At 58.4% G+C, this 18,041-nt stretch carries 16 protein-coding genes; 5 read left to right on the top strand and 11 right to left on the bottom strand.

Annotated elements, in window-relative coordinates; all coding sequences use genetic code 11:
* Positions 1-141 precede the first annotated feature (141 nt).
* From ACR0NO_RS17780 to ACR0NO_RS17770, 3 genes are read left to right on the top strand one after another with little or no spacing between them, the layout of a single operon-like run.
* Positions 142-1,128: a glycosyltransferase family 2 protein gene (locus ACR0NO_RS17780; RefSeq protein ID WP_480724918.1), complete on the top strand. Its 987-nt coding sequence runs from the start codon at positions 142-144 to the stop codon at positions 1,126-1,128.
* Positions 1,125-2,825: a DUF5927 domain-containing protein gene (locus tag ACR0NO_RS17775; protein ID WP_480724917.1), complete on the top strand. Its 1,701-nt coding sequence runs from the start codon at positions 1,125-1,127 to the stop codon at positions 2,823-2,825. Before ACR0NO_RS17780 ends, ACR0NO_RS17775 begins: the two co-directional genes overlap by 4 nt.
* 6 nt (positions 2,826-2,831) lie before the next feature.
* Positions 2,832-4,253: a nodulation protein NodH gene (locus tag ACR0NO_RS17770; protein ID WP_480724916.1), complete on the top strand. Its 1,422-nt coding sequence runs from the start codon at positions 2,832-2,834 to the stop codon at positions 4,251-4,253.
* Here ACR0NO_RS17770 and ACR0NO_RS17765 read toward each other — a convergent pair.
* The 8 genes from ACR0NO_RS17765 to hslO form a co-directional block, all read right to left on the bottom strand.
* Positions 4,250-4,768: a L,D-transpeptidase family protein gene (locus ACR0NO_RS17765; protein WP_170380233.1), complete on the bottom strand. Its 519-nt coding sequence runs from the start codon at positions 4,766-4,768 to the stop codon at positions 4,250-4,252. The genes ACR0NO_RS17770 and ACR0NO_RS17765 overlap by 4 nt on opposite strands.
* 57 nt (positions 4,769-4,825) lie before the next feature.
* The gene (locus tag ACR0NO_RS17760) at positions 4,826-5,611 is read right to left on the bottom strand and encodes an ion transporter (RefSeq protein ID WP_480724915.1); all 786 of its coding nucleotides are present in this window, start codon (positions 5,609-5,611) and stop codon (positions 4,826-4,828) included.
* Between the two features lie 14 nt (positions 5,612-5,625).
* On the bottom strand, positions 5,626-6,855 hold the full coding sequence (locus ACR0NO_RS17755) for a class I SAM-dependent RNA methyltransferase (protein WP_480724963.1): 1,230 nt from the start codon (positions 6,853-6,855) through the stop codon (positions 5,626-5,628).
* 38 nt (positions 6,856-6,893) lie between these two features.
* Positions 6,894-8,726 (bottom strand): ABC transporter ATP-binding protein, encoded by a 1,833-nt coding sequence (locus ACR0NO_RS17750; protein WP_480724914.1) that lies wholly within the window; start codon positions 8,724-8,726, stop codon positions 6,894-6,896.
* Positions 8,723-10,561, bottom strand: coding sequence for an ABC transporter ATP-binding protein (locus tag ACR0NO_RS17745; protein ID WP_480724913.1), 1,839 nt, complete (start codon positions 10,559-10,561; stop codon positions 8,723-8,725). The genes ACR0NO_RS17750 and ACR0NO_RS17745 overlap by 4 nt, the downstream gene beginning before the upstream one ends.
* Positions 10,562-10,753: 192 nt before the next feature.
* Positions 10,754-11,908 (bottom strand): CCA tRNA nucleotidyltransferase, encoded by a 1,155-nt coding sequence (locus ACR0NO_RS17740; RefSeq protein ID WP_480724912.1) that lies wholly within the window; start codon positions 11,906-11,908, stop codon positions 10,754-10,756.
* Positions 11,905-12,501, bottom strand: coding sequence for a CoA pyrophosphatase (locus ACR0NO_RS17735; protein WP_480724911.1), 597 nt, complete (start codon positions 12,499-12,501; stop codon positions 11,905-11,907). Before ACR0NO_RS17735 ends, ACR0NO_RS17740 begins: the two co-directional genes overlap by 4 nt.
* Positions 12,494-13,480 (bottom strand): Hsp33 family molecular chaperone HslO, encoded by a 987-nt coding sequence (hslO, locus tag ACR0NO_RS17730; RefSeq protein WP_170480022.1) that lies wholly within the window; start codon positions 13,478-13,480, stop codon positions 12,494-12,496. Before hslO ends, ACR0NO_RS17735 begins: the two co-directional genes overlap by 8 nt.
* Before the next feature lie 76 nt (positions 13,481-13,556).
* Between hslO and ACR0NO_RS17725 the strand changes: the two genes are divergently transcribed.
* Positions 13,557-14,000: an NUDIX hydrolase gene (locus ACR0NO_RS17725; protein ID WP_170667590.1), complete on the top strand. Its 444-nt coding sequence runs from the start codon at positions 13,557-13,559 to the stop codon at positions 13,998-14,000.
* A gap of 99 nt (positions 14,001-14,099) precedes the next feature.
* Here ACR0NO_RS17725 and ACR0NO_RS17720 read toward each other — a convergent pair whose 3' ends face one another.
* On the bottom strand, positions 14,100-15,371 hold the full coding sequence (locus ACR0NO_RS17720) for a SpoIIE family protein phosphatase (protein ID WP_170667588.1): 1,272 nt from the start codon (positions 15,369-15,371) through the stop codon (positions 14,100-14,102).
* 157 nt (positions 15,372-15,528) lie between these two features.
* On the opposite strand from ACR0NO_RS17720, the gene ACR0NO_RS17715 reads away from it, so the two are divergent.
* Positions 15,529-15,858: an Hpt domain-containing protein gene (locus ACR0NO_RS17715; protein ID WP_170667586.1), complete on the top strand. Its 330-nt coding sequence runs from the start codon at positions 15,529-15,531 to the stop codon at positions 15,856-15,858.
* Here the strand turns inward: ACR0NO_RS17715 and ilvA are convergent.
* Entirely contained in the window at positions 15,855-17,081 is a 1,227-nt protein-coding gene (gene ilvA / locus ACR0NO_RS17710) for a threonine ammonia-lyase IlvA (RefSeq protein ID WP_480724910.1), read from the bottom strand. The two genes, ACR0NO_RS17715 and ilvA, sit on opposite strands and share 4 nt — an antisense overlap.
* A 56-nt stretch (positions 17,082-17,137) precedes the next feature.
* The gene (locus tag ACR0NO_RS17705) at positions 17,138-17,956 is read right to left on the bottom strand and encodes a hypothetical protein (protein ID WP_480724909.1); all 819 of its coding nucleotides are present in this window, start codon (positions 17,954-17,956) and stop codon (positions 17,138-17,140) included.
* Positions 17,957-18,041 lie beyond the last annotated feature (85 nt).

Below are 18,041 nucleotides of genomic sequence, written 5' to 3'. Positions count from 1 at the left end.
TTGTAAATGCATTGCCCCTCAAGATGAAAAAATGGCATAGTCGGCGGAACCCGGGTGTTTGACACTCAGCAATCAATCCGGGGAAGCTCGCGTCAATAACAAGGGTTGGGCAGTCGCGTGGGCCTTTTGGAATCTTATCGCATGAGGTTGCGGCGCAAGCGCCGTCTCGTGCGCTGCGTCAAAAGACGGCGTGAGCTGAAGCCCATCAGCGCGAATACCGCCGCCATCCGCCCGTACGATGTGTTGCTGATGAGCGTTGTCCGTAACGAGAAGATCCGCCTGCCCTTCTTTCTGGAATACTACCGCAAGCTGGGCGTGAACCATTTTCTGATTGTTGACAATGACAGCGATGACGGCAGTCTCGAGTTTCTGCGCGCGCAGCCCGATGTCTCGGTCTGGCAGACGAAAACCAGCTACAAAAAGGCGGGTTTTGGGTTGGATTGGTCCAACTATCTGCTGCGCAAATACGCGCATGGGCATTGGGTTCTGACCGTCGATCCTGATGAGTTCTTCATCTATCCGTTCTGCGACACTCGCCCGATCAGCGCGCTGACGGATTGGCTGGACAGCTGTGCGGTGCGCAGTTTCGGCACAATGCTGATCGACATGTATCCCGAAGGTCCTGTAGACGACGAACCCTATCACGAGGGTCAGGACCCGTTTGAAATCGCGCGTTGGTTCGATGCCGGGAATTACATGATTTCAAAGAACCCCGAATATAAGAACCTGTGGATTCAGGGTGGCCCAAGGGCCCGTGTTTTCTTTCAGGACAACCCCTCGAAGGCCCCGGCGCTGAACAAGATACCCTTAGTGAAGTGGGATCGGCGCTATGTCTATATCAGCTCGACCCATTCATTGCTGCCGAGGGGTTTGAACCAGGTTTATGACGAATGGGGCGGGGAAAAGACCAGTGGCGCGTTGTTGCATGCCAAACTGATCAACACCCTAGGCGAAAAGGCACGCGAAGAGATGCAGCGCAATCAGCACTATCGTGGGTCCGGTGAGTACAAGGCCTACGCCAAACAGCTAGAGGAGCAGCCCGTTTTCCGCTGTGATTGGTCCGAGCAATACATCAACTGGCGACAGCTTGAGATTCTGGGCCTCATGTCGAAAGGCAACTGGGCATGAGTTCGCTGGGCATCGTCATGCTTGTCCACACAGCTCTGGACCGGGCCGAGCAGGTCGCCCGCCACTGGACCGCCGCGGGCTGCCCGGTTGTAATCCATGTGGACGGCAAGGTCGCCGAAAAGACGTATTCAAACTTTGTCGCCTCATGCGCGGACAACCCCCTAATCAGTTTCTCGGAGCGTCATACGTGCGATTGGGGCCGTTGGGGTATCGTGGCGGCCTCGCAATCCGCATCCGAGCAGATGCTGGAGAGCTTCCCGGACGTGCGGCATGTCTTCCTATCGTCCGGCGCGTGTCTGCCTCTGCGCCCGGTGCAAGAGCTGATCGACTACCTGTCCGACCGTCCCCGCGTCGATTTCATCGAAAGCGCTACAACCGCTGATGTCAGCTGGACAATCGGTGGGCTGGACCATGAACGCTTTTCCCTGCGGTTCCCGTTTTCCTGGCGCAATCAGCGCAAACTGTTTGACGCCTATGTAAAACTGCAACGGGCGACCGGCATGCGCCGCCGCATCCCAGACGGTTTGACTCCGCATATGGGTAGCCAATGGTGGTGCCTGACGCGGCAGACCCTCTCGGCCATTTTGCAAGACCCCAGGCGTAAGGTCTATGACCGCTATTTCCGCCATGTCTGGATACCGGATGAAAGCTATTTTCAGACACTTGCGCGGCTCTATTCCACGCATATCGAAAGCCGGTCACTGACCCTGTCGAAATTCGACTACCAGGGGCGGCCCCACATCTTCTACGATGATCACCTGCAATTGCTGCGCCGATCGGACTGCTTTGTTGCCCGTAAAATCTGGCCCCGGGCCGAGAGACTTTATCACTCTTTCCTGACCGACCAGACCAGCGCGATGCGGCCGGCCGAACCTAACCCGGGCAAGATCGACCGTGTCTTCTCAAAGGCGGTCGAACGGCGCACTCATGGGCGCGATGGCCTCTATATGCAAAGCCGCTTTCCCCGCCACGGCAGCGAGAACGGTCTGACGGCTGCGGCTTATTCGGTGTTTCAGGGGTTCTCGGACCTGTTTGAAGAGTTCGAAACCTGGCTGGAAACTGCAACCAACACGCGGGTTCACGGGCACCTCTTTGCCGTAAACCGCGCCGAATTCGCGCAGGGTGAGACGATCACCAATGGCGCGCTCAGCGACAGTGCCACGTTGCGCGACTATAACCCCAAGGCGTTCCTGTCGAACCTGATCTGGAACACACGCGGCCAACGCCAATGTTTCCAGTTCGGCCCGCGAGACACGCAGGACATCAACTGGTTTCTGGCGCGGGACAAGAACGCGCAGATCTCGGTGATTACCGGGGCGTGGGCGATCCCGCTGTTCCGGTCAAACATGAACTTCGCCGATATCCGGTGCGAAGCTGCCCGCTTGCAACAGATCGAGAGCAAACAGCTTGAGGTGCTGAGCTCGGTTTGGACAAAAGCGCGTGTACGAAGCTGGACGTTGGCTGAGTTCATTGAGGCCCCGATGGAGCCTCTGCAAACCATACTGGACGAGATCGCGCCACAGACTGCCCGTCATCTGACCGAGGCCCCGCTGATGGTCGATCTGGCGGGTTTTGGGCAGTTCCTCCAGAACCTCAAGAACCAGGGCATGCATCCGCAACTGATGGGCGACTTCCCAGTCGACGATGTGTTTGGAACCCGCACCAAGCCTTTCCGCAAACCTTATCTGGTGCAGTGATCCCCGATGACCGGTCCCTTTGAATCCTTCGTGATCCTGGGTGCGATGCGCACCGGATCAAACCTGTTAGAGTCCAACCTGAACCGGATCGACGGGCTCACCTGCCATGGCGAGGCCTTCAACCCGCATTTCATCGGGCGGGTGAAATCCGAACAAATTCTGGGTCTAACACTGGATGAAAGAGACGAAGATCCGGACAGACTTCTGGCAGCCATACGCGCAGCCCCGAACGGGTTGCACGGGTTTCGGTATTTTCAGGAACACGACCCTCGTGTCTTGCCTGAGGTCCTGAACGATCCGCTCTGCGCCAAGATCATCCTCAGCCGCAATCCGCTGGACAGCTATCTGTCGCTGAAGATCGTCCGAAAAACCAAGCAATGGCAGTTGAAGAATATCAAGCGCCGGTTGGAGGAAACAGTCGAATTCGACGCGGCTGAGTTCTCGGACTATGTCGACAAACTCGCCTCGTTCCAGACGTCTTTGCTTAACCACCTGCAAAGATCGGGCCAGACCGCCTTTTACATCAACTATGATGACCTGGACGATCTTGAGGTTTTGAACGGTCTCGCCAAGTGGCTCGGAGCGGTCGGGCGGTTGGCTGCGCTGGACGATGCGCTCAAGCCGCAGAACCCGTCAGCCGCGGTGACCAAGGTTACCAACCCGGACGAGATGGCGCGTGCAGTGTCAGGGATGGACCGTTTCGCCCTGCACCGCACGCCAGATCTGGAACCACGACGCGCGCCAAAGCTGCAAAGACAAATAGCGGCTCCAACAACACCACTGCTATTTTTACCTGTTCCTGGCGGGTTAGAGCCTGTTGTTACCCAGTGGCTGGCGCGGATGGATGGATGCGACGAGGATGCTTTGCACGACACCCCGGACGCAGTCGAAAGCTGGATGCGAACCCATCCCGGGCACCGCAAATTCACTATTCTGCAACATCCGATCGCCCGCGCGCATACTGCGTTTTGCGACTATGTTCTGGCCAAGGACCATGACGACTATGCCGATATCCGCCACATGCTGCGCAATCGGTTTAAACTGCCGATCCCCGGACAGTTGCGTGAAAAGAACTACTCGAAGAACCAGCATCATGCGGCGTTTGCAGCTTTCTTGACCTTCCTGCATCACAATATGAACGGCCAGACCCCGATCAGGGTCGATGCGATGTGGTGCAGCCAGTCGAAGGTGATCGAGGCGATGGCGCCGATCGCCCCGCCCGACCTGATTCTGCGAGAGGATGACCTGCAGACCGCTCTGCCCGATCTCGCCACAAGCTTGGGGCACACAAATCCGCCAACGCCGGACAGCCGCACAGCGGATAAGCCCTACGAATTGGAAGAGATCTACGACGCACAACTCGAGGCGCTGGCAGCAAAAGCCTACCAGCGCGACTATGCGAAATTCGGGTTTGGGCCCTGGCGCTAGGGACGCAGAGTGATTAGCGTACCTTTGTTGACCATCGCATAGATCTCTTCGATCTCGTTATTCTTGACGGCGATGCATCCGGCGGTCCAGTCCGGGGTCTTCTTGGCGCGCTTCAGCTCGGACCGCAGACTGGGCTGACCGTGGATAAAGATATCACCACCCGGATCAACGCCCGCCGCCTTGGCCTGAGCTACATCCTGTGAGTTGGGATAGGAAATACCCAAAGACAGATGATAGCGGCTTCTCGGGTTGCGCCGATCGATAAGATAGCTCCCCTCGGGGGTCCGACCATCACCACGCTTGGTTTTGGTGCCATTGGGCGCAAAGCCCAGATCAACATCATATTCCCGCAAAACATGCTCATGATGCAAAAGGTACATCTTGCGCGCGCTCTTGTTGACGACCAGAGAGGTCACCTCGGGTCCATCATATGTCAGAAATCTGGGGCCGGCTGAGGCACAAGCCGAAAGGCTCAGCGTTGCCATTGCACCCAATCCAAATGCTCGACGATCCATGATTCACTGCCTGCTGCTTTTTTTTGGGTATTATGCCAAAAACTGAAAAAACTGAAATCACTTTTTGATGTTTGATTGCTCAATTAGTCGGCGCTCTATGGCTTCCAGCCGCTCTAGCACCTCATCTCGGTAGGCATCGGTCTTCACTTCGTCCTCGGCGTGGTGCGCATCCTGCATCGAATTCACGATCAGACCGACCAGCAAGTTCACAACTGCGAAGGTGGTGACCATGATGAAGGGCACAAAGAACAGCCAGGCGTAGGGGTAGACCTCCATCACAGGACGCACGATGCCCATGGACCAGCTTTCCAGCGTCATGATCTGGAACAGCGTATAAGCTGACAGGCCCAGATCCCCAAACCAAGCCGGGAAGGAATAAGAGAACAGCTTGGTCGAAATCACCGCGCCGATATAGAACAGGATCGCCATCAGAAGGAACACGCTGGCCATGCCCGGAAGGGCCGAGATAAAGCCCTCGACCACGCGGCGCAGGCGCGGGGCAACCGAGATCACGCGCAAGACTCGCAGGATTCGTAGGGCCCGCAGCACCGACAAACCGCCCGCGCTTGGGACCAGAGCGATGCCAACGATCGTGAAATCGAATAGATTCCAACCACTCTTGAAGAAGTTGCGACCTGAGACGATCAGTTTCATCGCGATCTCAAGCACAAAAACCGCAAGACATAGCTTGTCGAGAATGACGATCAGTGGCCCCGCTGCATCCATCAGCGTCGGTGAGGTCTCCATCCCCAGCAAGATCGCGTTGAAAATGATCACAGCCGTGATGAACTGCCCGAAGAGGGGGGCTTCGATAATGCTCTGCAAGCGTTGTTTGAACGCCATGGGTTGCTGTCTCCTTAACGTGCGGGGTTCAGCACAAACCGCGCGGCCAGTTCCGTATGGGACGACCACCGAAATTGGTCAACGACCTGTACCCATTCAAGGGCGTAACCTGCATCAACCAGCGTTTTTGCATCCCGCGCAAAGGTAACCGGGTTGCACGAAACATAAGCGATCACCGGGGGCTGCGCCTGCGCCAGTTCTGCCACCTGCGCTTCGGCCCCCGCACGGGGTGGGTCAAGGACCACAGCATCAAAGCCCTTGAACTCATCCGGCATCAGAGGGTGCCGGAACAGATCGCGGGCCTCACATGTGACGCGTTTCAGCCCTGAGGTCTTGCGCCATCCCTGATCCAGCGCCTGCGTCATCGCAGATTCACCTTCCACCGCGTGAACTTCGGCCTCCTGCGCGAGCGGGAGAGAGAAGGTTCCACTCCCGGCAAACAAGTCCACAACCCGCTTTGCACCTTGCGCGGCTTCCAAAACAGCCTGTGTTAGAGCCTGTTCTCCGTCCTTTGTCGCCTGCAGAAAGGCCCCCGGTGGCGGGATTACCCCGGCGGTTCCAAAACGCTGGACTGGCGGTTGCCGCATCGCGATCACCTCACCATCCCAGCTGAGGCGCGCAAGCCCGTGTTTCTCGGTCGCTTGCGCCAAGGCCAGCTCCAGCGGGCCGTCCAAGGGCTTGCCTCCAGACACCGCAATATCCAGACCACCCTCGGACAGGGTCAGCGTAACCGCAAGTACACCTTTGCGGCTGCCACCCAGCAGCGCCAACGCCTCGGCGACCGGGATCGCTTCGATCAAAGCCGGATCCAGAAGATGGCAATCCGGGATTTCGGTGATCGTGTCGGACGCGCGACCGTGAAATCCGGCCAGCGTGCCTTTCTTCGTCCGCCGCACGGCAATTGTTGCCCGCCGACGAGACCGCTCGGGCGAGGTGTGGATCGGTCGCATCGGGGCCTCGAGGCCCTGTGCTGACAAAGCTGTGCGGACGATTTCCACTTTCCAATCCGCTACAAAGGCGTCCGAGGCGTGCTGCAGCTGGCAGCCTCCGCACGCTTTGTAGTGGCGGCATGGGGCTTTAACCCGTTGATCCGACGGGGTTTCCACTCGCATGTCTTCCAGTAGCTGGCCGACCAAAGTTCCGCTGACCACTTCGCCCGGCAAAGTCCGGGGAATATAGACAGGGCCGTCTGCGATGCCGTCGCCCTGATGACCAAGACGATTTATGGTGAATTGCTGCGTCATGGGGGCCTGATAGCCGGGCTTTGCCATCAACAAAACCCTTATTCTGCGGCCTCGGCCTGAATGAAACCACCCGATTGGCGATGCCAGAACCGCGCATACAGCCCGCCCTGATCCAAAAGCGCCTCATGCGTGCCGGCCTCAACAATCCGCCCCTGATCCAGCACGACAATCCGGTCCATCTCGCTGAGGGTCGACAGGCGATGCGCGATGGCCAGCACGGTTTTACCCTCCATCACCCGATGCAGCGCAGTCTGGATTGAGGCCTCGACCTCGGAATCGAGCGCCGAGGTCGCCTCGTCCAGCACAAGGATAGGGGCATCTTTCAGAATGGCGCGCGCCAGGGCGATCCGCTGCCGTTGTCCGCCGCTGAGCTTCACGCCACGCTCACCCAGATGCGCGTCGTAGCCCTTCCGGCCTTGCGCGTCTTCGAGGCTCAGGATGAACTCATGCGCTTCGGCCTTCTCGGCGGCCTCGATCATCTCGGCCTCGGACGCATCAGGGCGGCCATACAGAATGTTCTCACGCGCCGAGCGGTTGAACATGGCGGTTTCCTGCGTGACCATCCCGATCTGACGGCGCAGGCTGTCTTGCGTCACTTGCGACACATCCTGCCCATCAATCAAAATCGCGCCTTTTTCCCCGTCATAGAGCCGCAATAGAAGCGAAACGAGGGTGGATTTGCCTGCACCAGAGGCTCCGACGATGCCCAGTTTTTGGCCCGGAGCGATCGTCAGGTTCAGATCAGAAACGCCGCCAATATCCCGACCATAGGCAAAGCTGACCGCCTCAAAAGCGATGCTGCCTTGAGACACGGCAAGGTCTTTGGCTGCTTCGGCATCCTCAACACGATCGCGCTTTGCCAGCGTTTTCATGCCGTTTTCGATCTCGCCAACATTGGCGTAGAGACCCATCAGCGTAAAGCTAACCCAGCCCGTCATCTGGGAAATGCGGATCGCAACCGCACCTGCCGCCACAATATCCCCAGCCGTTGCCATCCCCAGCTGCCACAGCCAAAGCGTTGCACCCAGCAGCATAACGGGCAGAACCCCTGCCAGAACCATCAGAATGAACCGGAAGGTGGCGGAGAGTTTGCCAAAATCCAGAGACCTTTCGCGCAGGTCGACCATCGCGTTTCGCGCTGTCTCGTCTTCATATGCGGAGTGGGCGAAAAGCTTGACGGTCTTAATATTGGTGATCGTATCCACCACCTGCCCCGACACCATCGCCCGTGCGCCCGCCCGTGCGGCCGAGCGTTTGCGAATGCGGGGAAGATACCAGCGGACTAGCATGAAGTAGACCACCAGCCAACCGGCAAACGGCAGCATCACCAACGGATGAATAGACCCTAACAAAAGCAAAGACCCCACAAGGGAAGCTAGCGCAAAGACAATCGCACTGATCGTTTCTGATACAACCGAGGCCATCGCATTCGAGGTTTGCATCTGCTTCTGGGCAATCCGACCGGCAAAATCGTCGTCGAAATACGTGACTGACTGGCCCAAGGTCCAACGGTTCAGCTTGGCTAGAACCAATGGCGGGATGTTCGGCATGACGATGTAGTTGTTCGACACCGAGGACAGGCCAAACAGGATCGGACGGATCACAATAAAGAACGCCGCCGCGCCGACAATCATCCAGATATTCTCAGCGGTCAGAAAATGCTCGGGCCCGCCCGAGGTCGCGACGTCGATGACTCGGCCTAGAATCCAGGCGGTGGCGGCCTCCATCGCGCCAGCGATCGCCGAGAACGCCGCCGCGACAAACAGCATGGGCCAGGCGCCTGACAGACTCCAGCGAATGAACGCCCCCAGCGTTTGTGGTGGGGGCGTCTCGATGTTCTTGAACGGGTTGATGAGGTCGGCAACCCTCATTCAGCGGCCTCCGGATTCATGAAGCCGCCAGATTGCCGCGCCCAGAACTGCGCGTAAAGGCCACCCTGCGCCAAAAGATCGGCATGCGCGCCCTCTTCCACGATCCGGCCCGCATCCATCACCAGAATACGGTCCATCTGAGCGATAGTGCTGAGCCTGTGGGCAATGGCGATCACGGTTTTTCCCTGCATCATCCCGTAAAGGGTTTCCTGAATGGACGCTTCAACCTCGGAATCTAGGGCGGATGTCGCCTCATCCAACAGCAAAATCGGCGCGTCCTTCAGAATGACTCGCGCAAGCGTCACTCGCTGCCGCTGACCTCCTGATAGCTTCACGCCACGCTCGCCCACATGCGCGTCATACCCGGTTCTGCCCTGAGGGTCCTGCAGGTCGAGGATGAACTCATGCGCTTCGGCCTTTTTGGCGGCGGCGATCATCTGATCCTCGGTCGCGTCCGGACGGCCATAGAGAATATTGTCGCGCACCGACCTGTGCAGCAAGGCGCTGTCCTGCTGGACCATGCCGATACGGCTGCGCAAACTGTCCTGCGTGACCTGCGCAATGTTCTGTTCGTCGATCAGAATGGCCCCTCGTTCAACGTCGTAAAACCGCAAAAGAAGCTTTACTAGGGTCGATTTTCCGGCCCCGGAGCGCCCGATCAGGCCAATCTTCTCGCCTGGTTGAATGGTCAGTTCGATATGGTCCAAACCTCCAGCCTCGCGGCCATAGTGGTGCGACAGATCGTTGATTTCGATCTTCCCCTTGCTCAGCTGCAAAGGCTTCGCCGTAGGTGCATCCAGCAGGTCGATGGGCTGGGCGATGGTCTCCATCCCTTCAGCGACAATGCCAAGCTGGCGGAAGAAGCTGGTCAGCGCCCACATGATCCACCCGGTCATCGCGTTCAGGCGCAGGGTCAAGGCCGTCGCCGCCGCAACAACACCAACCGAGGCCGTGCCCTGCATCCACAGGGAAATCGCCCAACCCACGACGCCCACGATCAGCAGGCCGTTCAGAGTGACCAGAACCGCGTCCATGATGGTGAAGATCCGCATTTCGATCTGGAATGTGCGGCGCGTCTCTTCGATGGCTTCGCGGGCATAGTCCATCTCTTGCCGACCATGGGCGAACATCTTGACCGAGTGGATATTGGTGTAGCTGTCCACCACACGCCCCGTCACGGTGGAACGCGCATCGGACGCCGCCTTGGATGCCGGGCCAACGCGCTGGATCGTCCAGCGCACCAACAGCGCATAAAGCGCAAACCAGATCAGCAGCGGGATCAGCAATCGTGGGTCTGCAGCATACAACAGAATGGCAGCGCCAATCAGATAGGCCAACGAGAACGAGATCGCGTCAAAGACCTGGAACACCACCTCGCCGGCAGCAGGAGGGGTCTGCATGATCCGGTTGGCAATCCGCCCGGCAAAGTCATTCTCGAACCAGCCAACCGACTGGCGCAAAACATGTTTATGCGCCCGCCAGCGGATCAGCGTGCCAAAATTCGGCAGGATCGTGTTGTTGAGCAGCAGCACGTCGATCAAATGCAGCAACGGACGCAGCAGTAGGACAAACGCAGCCATCAGCAACAGCTCAGTCCCGTGGTTATGCCAGACTTCGGCCGGAGTTCCACCCAGTAGATCGACCACGCGACCCATATAGGCGATCAACCCGATCTCAACCCCGGCAACGATGATCGATATCAGCGCCGCCCAGGCAAACACCCGATAGAACGGGCGCGAGTAGTCCAGCATGAACGGCCACAGCTTGGTTGGTGGCGCGTCGGCTTCTTTATAGGGGCCAAAAGGGTCAACGAGGTTTTCGAAATAGCGAAACATAGAGGAGTGCTCCGATTGAGCAGAAAATTAGACATGCGAAGAAGAATGGTGCCTGAACACCACCCTATACGGGGTAAGCGTCCCGGCTTTAGCCGAACCAGATCCCGTAATACATTCGCAGTCCTCCATCCATGTGACAGCCGCACGTAAGCACAAACGTTCTGATTTGTCATCCCCTTTTGAGACTTCGCGCTACCCGGCCAGCAAATCCTCGCGCGTCAGGGTAAAGTCAGATGCGATCCAGCTTGCTTCCAGATCGGCCAGTTTCTTGCCCAGCGCAGGGCCAGAAAAGCTGGGGATGAGGTCCGTCGCCTTGATCGGGAACTGCGCGGTGGCCCCGGAATGCAGCGCTGTGCGCAGATCCTCTGACCAGGGGCGCTCCAGAAACGCGCATCGCAGTAGTGTTTCGTGCAAGCCGCCCTCGTCGCCGTAGCGGTAGCCCAGTTCGGCCACACTGGTCGAGGCCTGCGCCTCATCCCGCATCCGGGTCAGGCGTTGCAATTGATTGCGGCTCAGGCGCAGCGTCTCCGCGTCCTCGGGCGTAGCAATGGCGGCCAACCGGCGCACTGCGTCCGGTTCGGCACCTGCGGCCTGCTCGATCGCAACCAAAGGCGCAAGGGCGCGATCATCCGCGCCCGGCAGAAGCTGCGCCAACACCCCTGTGCTGCGCATTGCGGCAACGGAAGGGGCCGGGTCGGGCGCACCCAAAAGCTTCAACAGCTCGGCCCCGACACGTTCCCGCGACAAGATGGACAAACCGTTCAGATTCGCTGCTATCGCGGCTAGAGCATCCGGATCGAACCCGGCCTCGACATCTCCGTACCAGGCATGAAACCGAAAATAGCGCAGGGATCGCAGGTAGTCTTCGCGGATGCGGTTTTCTGCAGTTCCGATGAACCGAACGCGGCGCGCCTGAAGGTCCGGCAGGCCCAAAAGCGGATCTAACACGGTACCATCTGGCTTTGCGTAGATCGCGTTCATGGTAAAATCGCGCCGGGCTGCATCCTCTTCCACCTTGTCCGAGAAGGCCACGACCGCGCGGCGGCCATCGGTTTCCACGTCACGGCGAAAGGTGGTGATCTCATGCGGGATGTGATTGCAGACCACAGTTATCGTTCCGTGATCAATCCCAGTAGGAATCGCCTTGAGCCCCGCGCTCTGCGCCAGCTCCAGCACCCTTTTGGGATGCGCATCCGTTGCGATATCAATGTCCGACACCGGCGCGCCCAAAAGCGCGTTGCGCACACATCCCCCCACAAACAGCGCTTGCGCACCGCCATCCGTGAGGGCCGCGCATACCTTTTGTGTCGCAGGGTTCGAAACCCAAGCCGCGCTGATTTGCTTCATTCACTCACCCGTGCTGCAAGCCCGCGCAATATGCGGGCGGTCGCGCCCCATATGTAATAAGGGCCATAGGGCACGGCAAAATACTTCCGTCTTGTCCCCTGCCAACGGCGCGACTCGATCACATAATTCGCAGGGTTCAGCACATGTGCAAGAGGAACCGAGAAAATTTCGTCGACTTCGCCGGGTTCGGGCACCGGGTCGAAGCCCTGCCGAATGATCGCCACCACCGGGGTGACCGAGAAGGAAGTGACGGTTTCATGCGTGGGCAGAAAACCCACAACCTCGGGCAGGTCAGTGGGCAGACCGACCTCTTCGCGCGCCTCGCGCAGGGCAGCGGCGGTGACATTCGCGTCACCTTCATCCTGCTTGCCGCCGGGAAAGGCGATCTGGCCGGGGTGATGCTTCAACGCCGAGGAGCGTTTGGTCAGGATCAGCCGTGGCATACCGTCCGCGACCGTGATCGGCACCAGCACCCCCGCCGGGCGCAGTTTGCGCCCCGGCGGCAACACGGTGTCTGGGTTCAAGTCAAAATCACTGGACCCATGGCCCGGACGACCCAAAGCCGTCCGGAGTTGTGTCTCTAACTCAGACACTTTTGCTGTCTTCGGCGTCAAACCCTACGGTGGCAGGGTCCAGCACGTAATGCGCACCGCAGAACTGACAATCGGCCGTGACCTGACCCTCAGAAGTGGTCATCTTTTCGATGTCCTTGGCCGAATAGATCGACAGGCTTTGGCGCACACGCTCTTCTGAGCAGGTACAGCCAAACTGTACCTGCTGCGCGTCATAGACCCGTGGGTTTTCCTCATGGAACAGACGCACCAGCAGATCTGTTGGCGCAATCGAAGGGCCGATCAGCTCAAGATCCTCGACCGTGTCCAGCAGGATATTGACGCGACCCCAGTTCTCACCCTCTTCACCATCGACGAGATCAGTGGCGGTCAGGATCTCTCCGGTACCTTCGCTGGACGCCGCAAAAGGCGAGGCTTTGGGCATATGCTGCAACATGATGCCGCCTGCGCGCCAATGCTCACCCACACCTGGCTCGGTCGATTTGCCGAAGCTCAGCGAGAACCGGGTCGGCAACTGCTCGGACTGCGCAAAATAGGCTTCGGCGCAGGCACTGATCGAGCCTCCGGCCAGCGGAGTGATGCCCTGATAAGGCTGCGTGCCTTCGCCCTGGTCGATCATGATCGCGAAATAACCCTCGCCCACTTGATCGAACGGCGCGCCATCGGTCAGACGATCGCGGTCGAAACTGGCGTAAGCGCGGATGCGGGCCGGCTCGCCCTCTTTCTGTGGCGCGTAGTAGTCGGTGGCAATCATACGCACCGGACCCTTGGACTGCACCTGCAACGACAGCTTCCAGCGAAGCGAGACCGTCTGGCCGATCAACGCGGTCAGCAGGGCCATCTCGGCCACCAGGGCCTCAACCTTTTCCGGATAGTCATGCTGTTTCAGGATACCGTCCAACACGCCATCCAGACGGGCCACGCGCCCGCGCATGTCCGATACATCGAGTTGAAAGGGCAGGACGGTATCGTCCCACGCGATTTTTGTTCCAAGAGACATGGGGTTTCCTTACACGCCAAGGGTTGGCATACCGGCACCATATAGGTCGCAGAGATTGGGTTGTAAGGGGCCATACATGATCAGACGGTTCGGCGAAAGCCCTGAACCCGGGCGCAAGTACACCCGGCGGGTCGGAGTCTACGCTTTGCTGCCCCGCTCAGGGCACCTTCTTCTGACCTGCCAGACCGAACCGGGGCCGGATCTGCAATTGCCCGGCGGCGGAATAGATCCGGGCGAATCACCCGCAACCGCTCTGCACCGCGAAGTGTTTGAGGAAACGGGCTGGCTGATCGCGGCACCCCGTCGTGTCGGCGCGTTCCGGCGATTTACCTATATGCCGGAATATGACCTCTGGGCCGAGAAGGTCTGCCTGATCTATAACGCGCGCCCGGTACGGCGACTGGGGCCACCGAGCGAACCGTTCCACGAAGCGCTCTGGATGCATACCCCCGACGCGGTTGAAACGCTGGGCAACGATGGCGATCGCCATTTCGCGATGCTGCATCTTCGCGGACTTTAGATCGTTTCGGGTTTAGCCTGCGACGCGAATACCCTGCCACGCTTTCAGCGTTTTCGGGACATTTGTTTCACTTGATGATTCAGGTAAATCCAAAACGCTTTAGGCCCCATTATATTCGAAGAACACGGCCGAGACATCGTCGCCCATACCGCTTTCAGGTGACATCACCTGTGTCAGGCGCCAGAACAGATCGTCCAAAAACTCAGGCCCACCGCGACCCGCGGCACAGTCGAGCGCCATGTCCCGCAAGCCGTCGTCATCCAGCATTCCGCCTTCAGCCAAAGCGCATTCCGTGAACCCGTCTGAATGCAGTAACAAACGGTCCCCCGGCTCCATCTTCGTCTCAATCTGCTGAAACTTCACATCCGGGATCAACCCGATGGGTAGCCCACCTTCGCCCAGAAACTCGGTCGTGCCATCGCGTCGCAGCATCAACGGATGTGGATGCCCGGCCTGAACCATCCTGATATGCCCGTTGCGCAGATCGACAATCGCATAGACCATCGTAAAATATTCTTCGATCCCGGCATCCGCCAGCAATCGGCAATTCAGCATTCCTGCGACCTCGTCCGGAGGAAGCAGGGCGTAGAATTTATCAAACCGCTTTTCCATGGCGACGTTCTGTTCGAAATGTTTGCTGGACAGATACCCGCCCAACCGTGCCGTCATCATCGCCGAGGTGATGCCATGCCCGGACACATCAATGCTGTAGAACCCAAGGCGGTTCGGACCGGGTGAGAACATCCCCACCAGATCGCCCCCGATATGCCCGCAGGGTTTCAACAACAGGCTGACACGCGATTTTCCGAACTCTTGCGTGAGGTCGGGCACCAGCGATTCCTGTATCTTGCGGGCTTGGATCAGGTCCTTGTCGATGGCCTCATGCGCCAGTTTCAGCTCTTGCAAGGCGGATTCAATCAGTCGGTTCTTCTGCGACAACTCACGCTGCATATCCAGAATACGCGCACCGGCCGAGATACGCGCGCGCAGCTCATCCGCCTCAAGCGGTTTGATCAGGAAGTCATCCGCGCCCGCGTCCAGACCCCGCGCAACCTCCTGCTTTTCGCTTTTGGAGGTGAGCAGGATGAAATAGCTGTAATGCTCCGCTTCAAGCGCACGGAAAGCGCGGCAGAACTCAAGCCCGCTCATCCCCGGCATGACCCAATCGCTGAGAACAAGGTCTGGCACGGCTTCGGTGCAGATATCTATCGCCGCCTCGCCATTGTCGGCCTCAAGAACCTCAAAACCCCATTTCTTGAGCGAAGCCACCAGAATGCGCCGTTGCAGGCGGCTGTCATCCACAACCAGCACCCTCCGGATTGCACCGAAGTCCAGATCGGGTCTGGTTTCATCAAGACTTGCCGCTGGCACTCTGCAACCCCACACGCTTCCTTTTCTCGGGATGGTGCGACCCTACGCGTCTGGGGTTTAACATCGAGTGAAGGCCAATTGAGGCCGACGCTTAACCCGACATTTACTCAAGCCGGGCTACCTAGGATCCATTCAATTCCGACGCAGGACAAGACTCATGATCCACTGGCCCCGAGTTCGACAGCTACGTGACGAAGTTGGCGCTGATGAATTCGATGAGGTTGTCGAGATCTTTCTGGACGAAGTGCAAGAGGTCATCGCCCGCGTGCATGCAGACACCGCGCGGCAGGATCTTGAACAAAACCTGCATTTCCTGAAAGGCAGCGCCCTGAGCCTTGGGTTCGAGGTGTTCTCGAAGCTCTGTCAGGATGGCGAAAGGCTGGCGGCCTCGGGTGAGGCGGCAAAAGTCGATCTATCCGAAATCCTCGCCGTATTTGCTGCGTCGAAATCAGTGTTTCAAGCCGAACTTAAAGACAATCTGCACTAGATCACAAACTGTGCCAGCGTCTCATCCTCGGTGATGTCGGTATAGGTGAACCCGGCCTCATCCAGATGCGCAAAGAGGCGGGCGAAGTTCTCAGGCTTGCGAGTCTCGATCCCGATCAATACCGAGCCGAAATTGCGCGCCGATTTCTTCATGTATTCGAACCGGGCGATATCGTCTTCGGGTCCGAGGATGTTCAAGAACTCTTTCAACGCGCCGGGGCGCTGCGGCAGGCGCAAGATGAAGTATTTCTTGACCCCGGAATAGCGCTGCGCGCGCTCCTTGACCTCGGGCAGACGCTCAAAATCGAAATTGCCGCCAGAGGTGACGCAGACAACCGTCTTGCCACGGATAAAGCTCTGCACATCGGCAACCGCCTCAATCGCCAATGCGCCAGCGGGTTCCAGCACGATGCCTTCCACATTCAGCATCTCGATCATTGTGGTGCAGATGCGATCCTCAGACAGGACCAGCACATCTGACAGGTGGCGGTCTTTTAACAGCTCAAAGGGTTTTGCGCCGATCTTGCCGACCGCCGCGCCATCGACGAAATTATCTACGTGATCCAAGGCAACCGGATGTCCTGCAGCCATCGCCGCGTGCAAACAGGCCCCGCCCTGGGGTTCGACAAACAGACAATGGGTCCGATCGCCGAACCAGGTTGCCACGCCGGACGACATGCCACCTCCACCGACCGGCAAAATGACATGATCGGGTACGCGGCCAAGCTGTTCCTCGATCTCGACCGCAAGCGAAGCCTGCCCCTCGATCACATCCTCATCATCGAAGGGCGATAGGAAATGCCCGCCTTCCTTTGCGCACCAGGCTTGTGCTGCGGCAAGTGTGTCGTCAAAATAGTCACCGCTGAGGTGAACCTCGATATTGTCGCCACCGAAAATACGAGTCTTCTGGATCTTCTGCTGAGGCGTGGTGACCGGCATGAAGATCACCCCCTTCACACCCAGATGCTTGCACATGAAGGCTACGCCCTGCGCGTGGTTGCCGGCGCTGGCACAGACGAACAGATCCTGCCCCTGCTGCTTGCGCATGGCATTGAAGGCGCCTCGGATCTTGTAGGAGCGTACCGGGCTGAGGTCCTCTCGCTTGAGCCAGATATCAGCACCGTAGCGGTCAGACAGATGGGCATTCCGCTGCAAAGGCGTTGCCGGAAACACAGAGCGCATCGCCTGTTCGGCAGCGCGGGCACGGGTCATGAAATCGCTCATGCCGGTTTCAGTGGCTTATCCTAAGCAAAAGGGCAAGGAATACATGTGTGTACGAATTAGGACAGCGCGCGTTTTTCGATGAAGACGCCATAGAACGTTGTCAGGATGCTGACATTAATCAACGGCACGATCAGCATGCTGGCGAAAACCACCACCAAAGCGCCAATCACTGGGATGATCAGAAGCGCAGCGAACAGAAGCTGAAGCCCCATCTGGAACAACACCAGCAACACAACCAGCGCCACTATGGTTCCGTTCGCCCCGTCAGTTGCCCGCCACGCGTCCGACAGTTTCAACGGTTCGCCTATTGCTGCGGCTGGCATGATCGGGGCCACCCGGTAAAAGGCCACGGATAGGCCCACAACAACCAAAAGCCACGCCAAAATGCCCATCACGGCCGAGGCTTGCGTCAAAAATCCGATGACAAGCATTGCCGGGATCAGGACGACCACACCCAGCAAGGCCAGCATCACCATCCGCCCAATGTAAGCGAGCATTCGATCCGATCTGAACGCGGGCAGAAAACCGGCCGGGTATTCTTCGAGCAGCACAAAGCGGTGCCAGGACACGATAATCCAAACCATGATCGCAAACAGGGATGCCAGCACGCAGAACAGGAACGCTGTGACCGCGCCTGGCGATGCTGCATCCGGCAGACCGTTTGGCTCGGTCGAGATATCTTCGAACGAAATACCAAAAAGAAGGCTGAATGCGATGATGGCCAAACCGCCGATCAGTGCGGGGATCAGCGTGATCTGAATCGCCTGTTTCAGGTTCCGCAAAACCATCTTGATCGAATGCATGAAAATCTCGAACGCCAACATATGGAAATGCCCCTGCTCAACCATCTCTTGTTCTTTGTCCGGCCGTTTCACCGCAATTCCCGGCCTGCGTCAATCCACACAGCTTGCCCCCGCCCACAAAACCCGTTAGGGGCCAATCGTCTTGCGAATAAGGGGA

The organism is Ruegeria sp. CL3 (assembly GCF_056536505.1).
The sequence above is the reverse complement of the archived record's forward strand: the minus strand, read 5'-3'. Positions and strand labels throughout refer to the sequence as shown.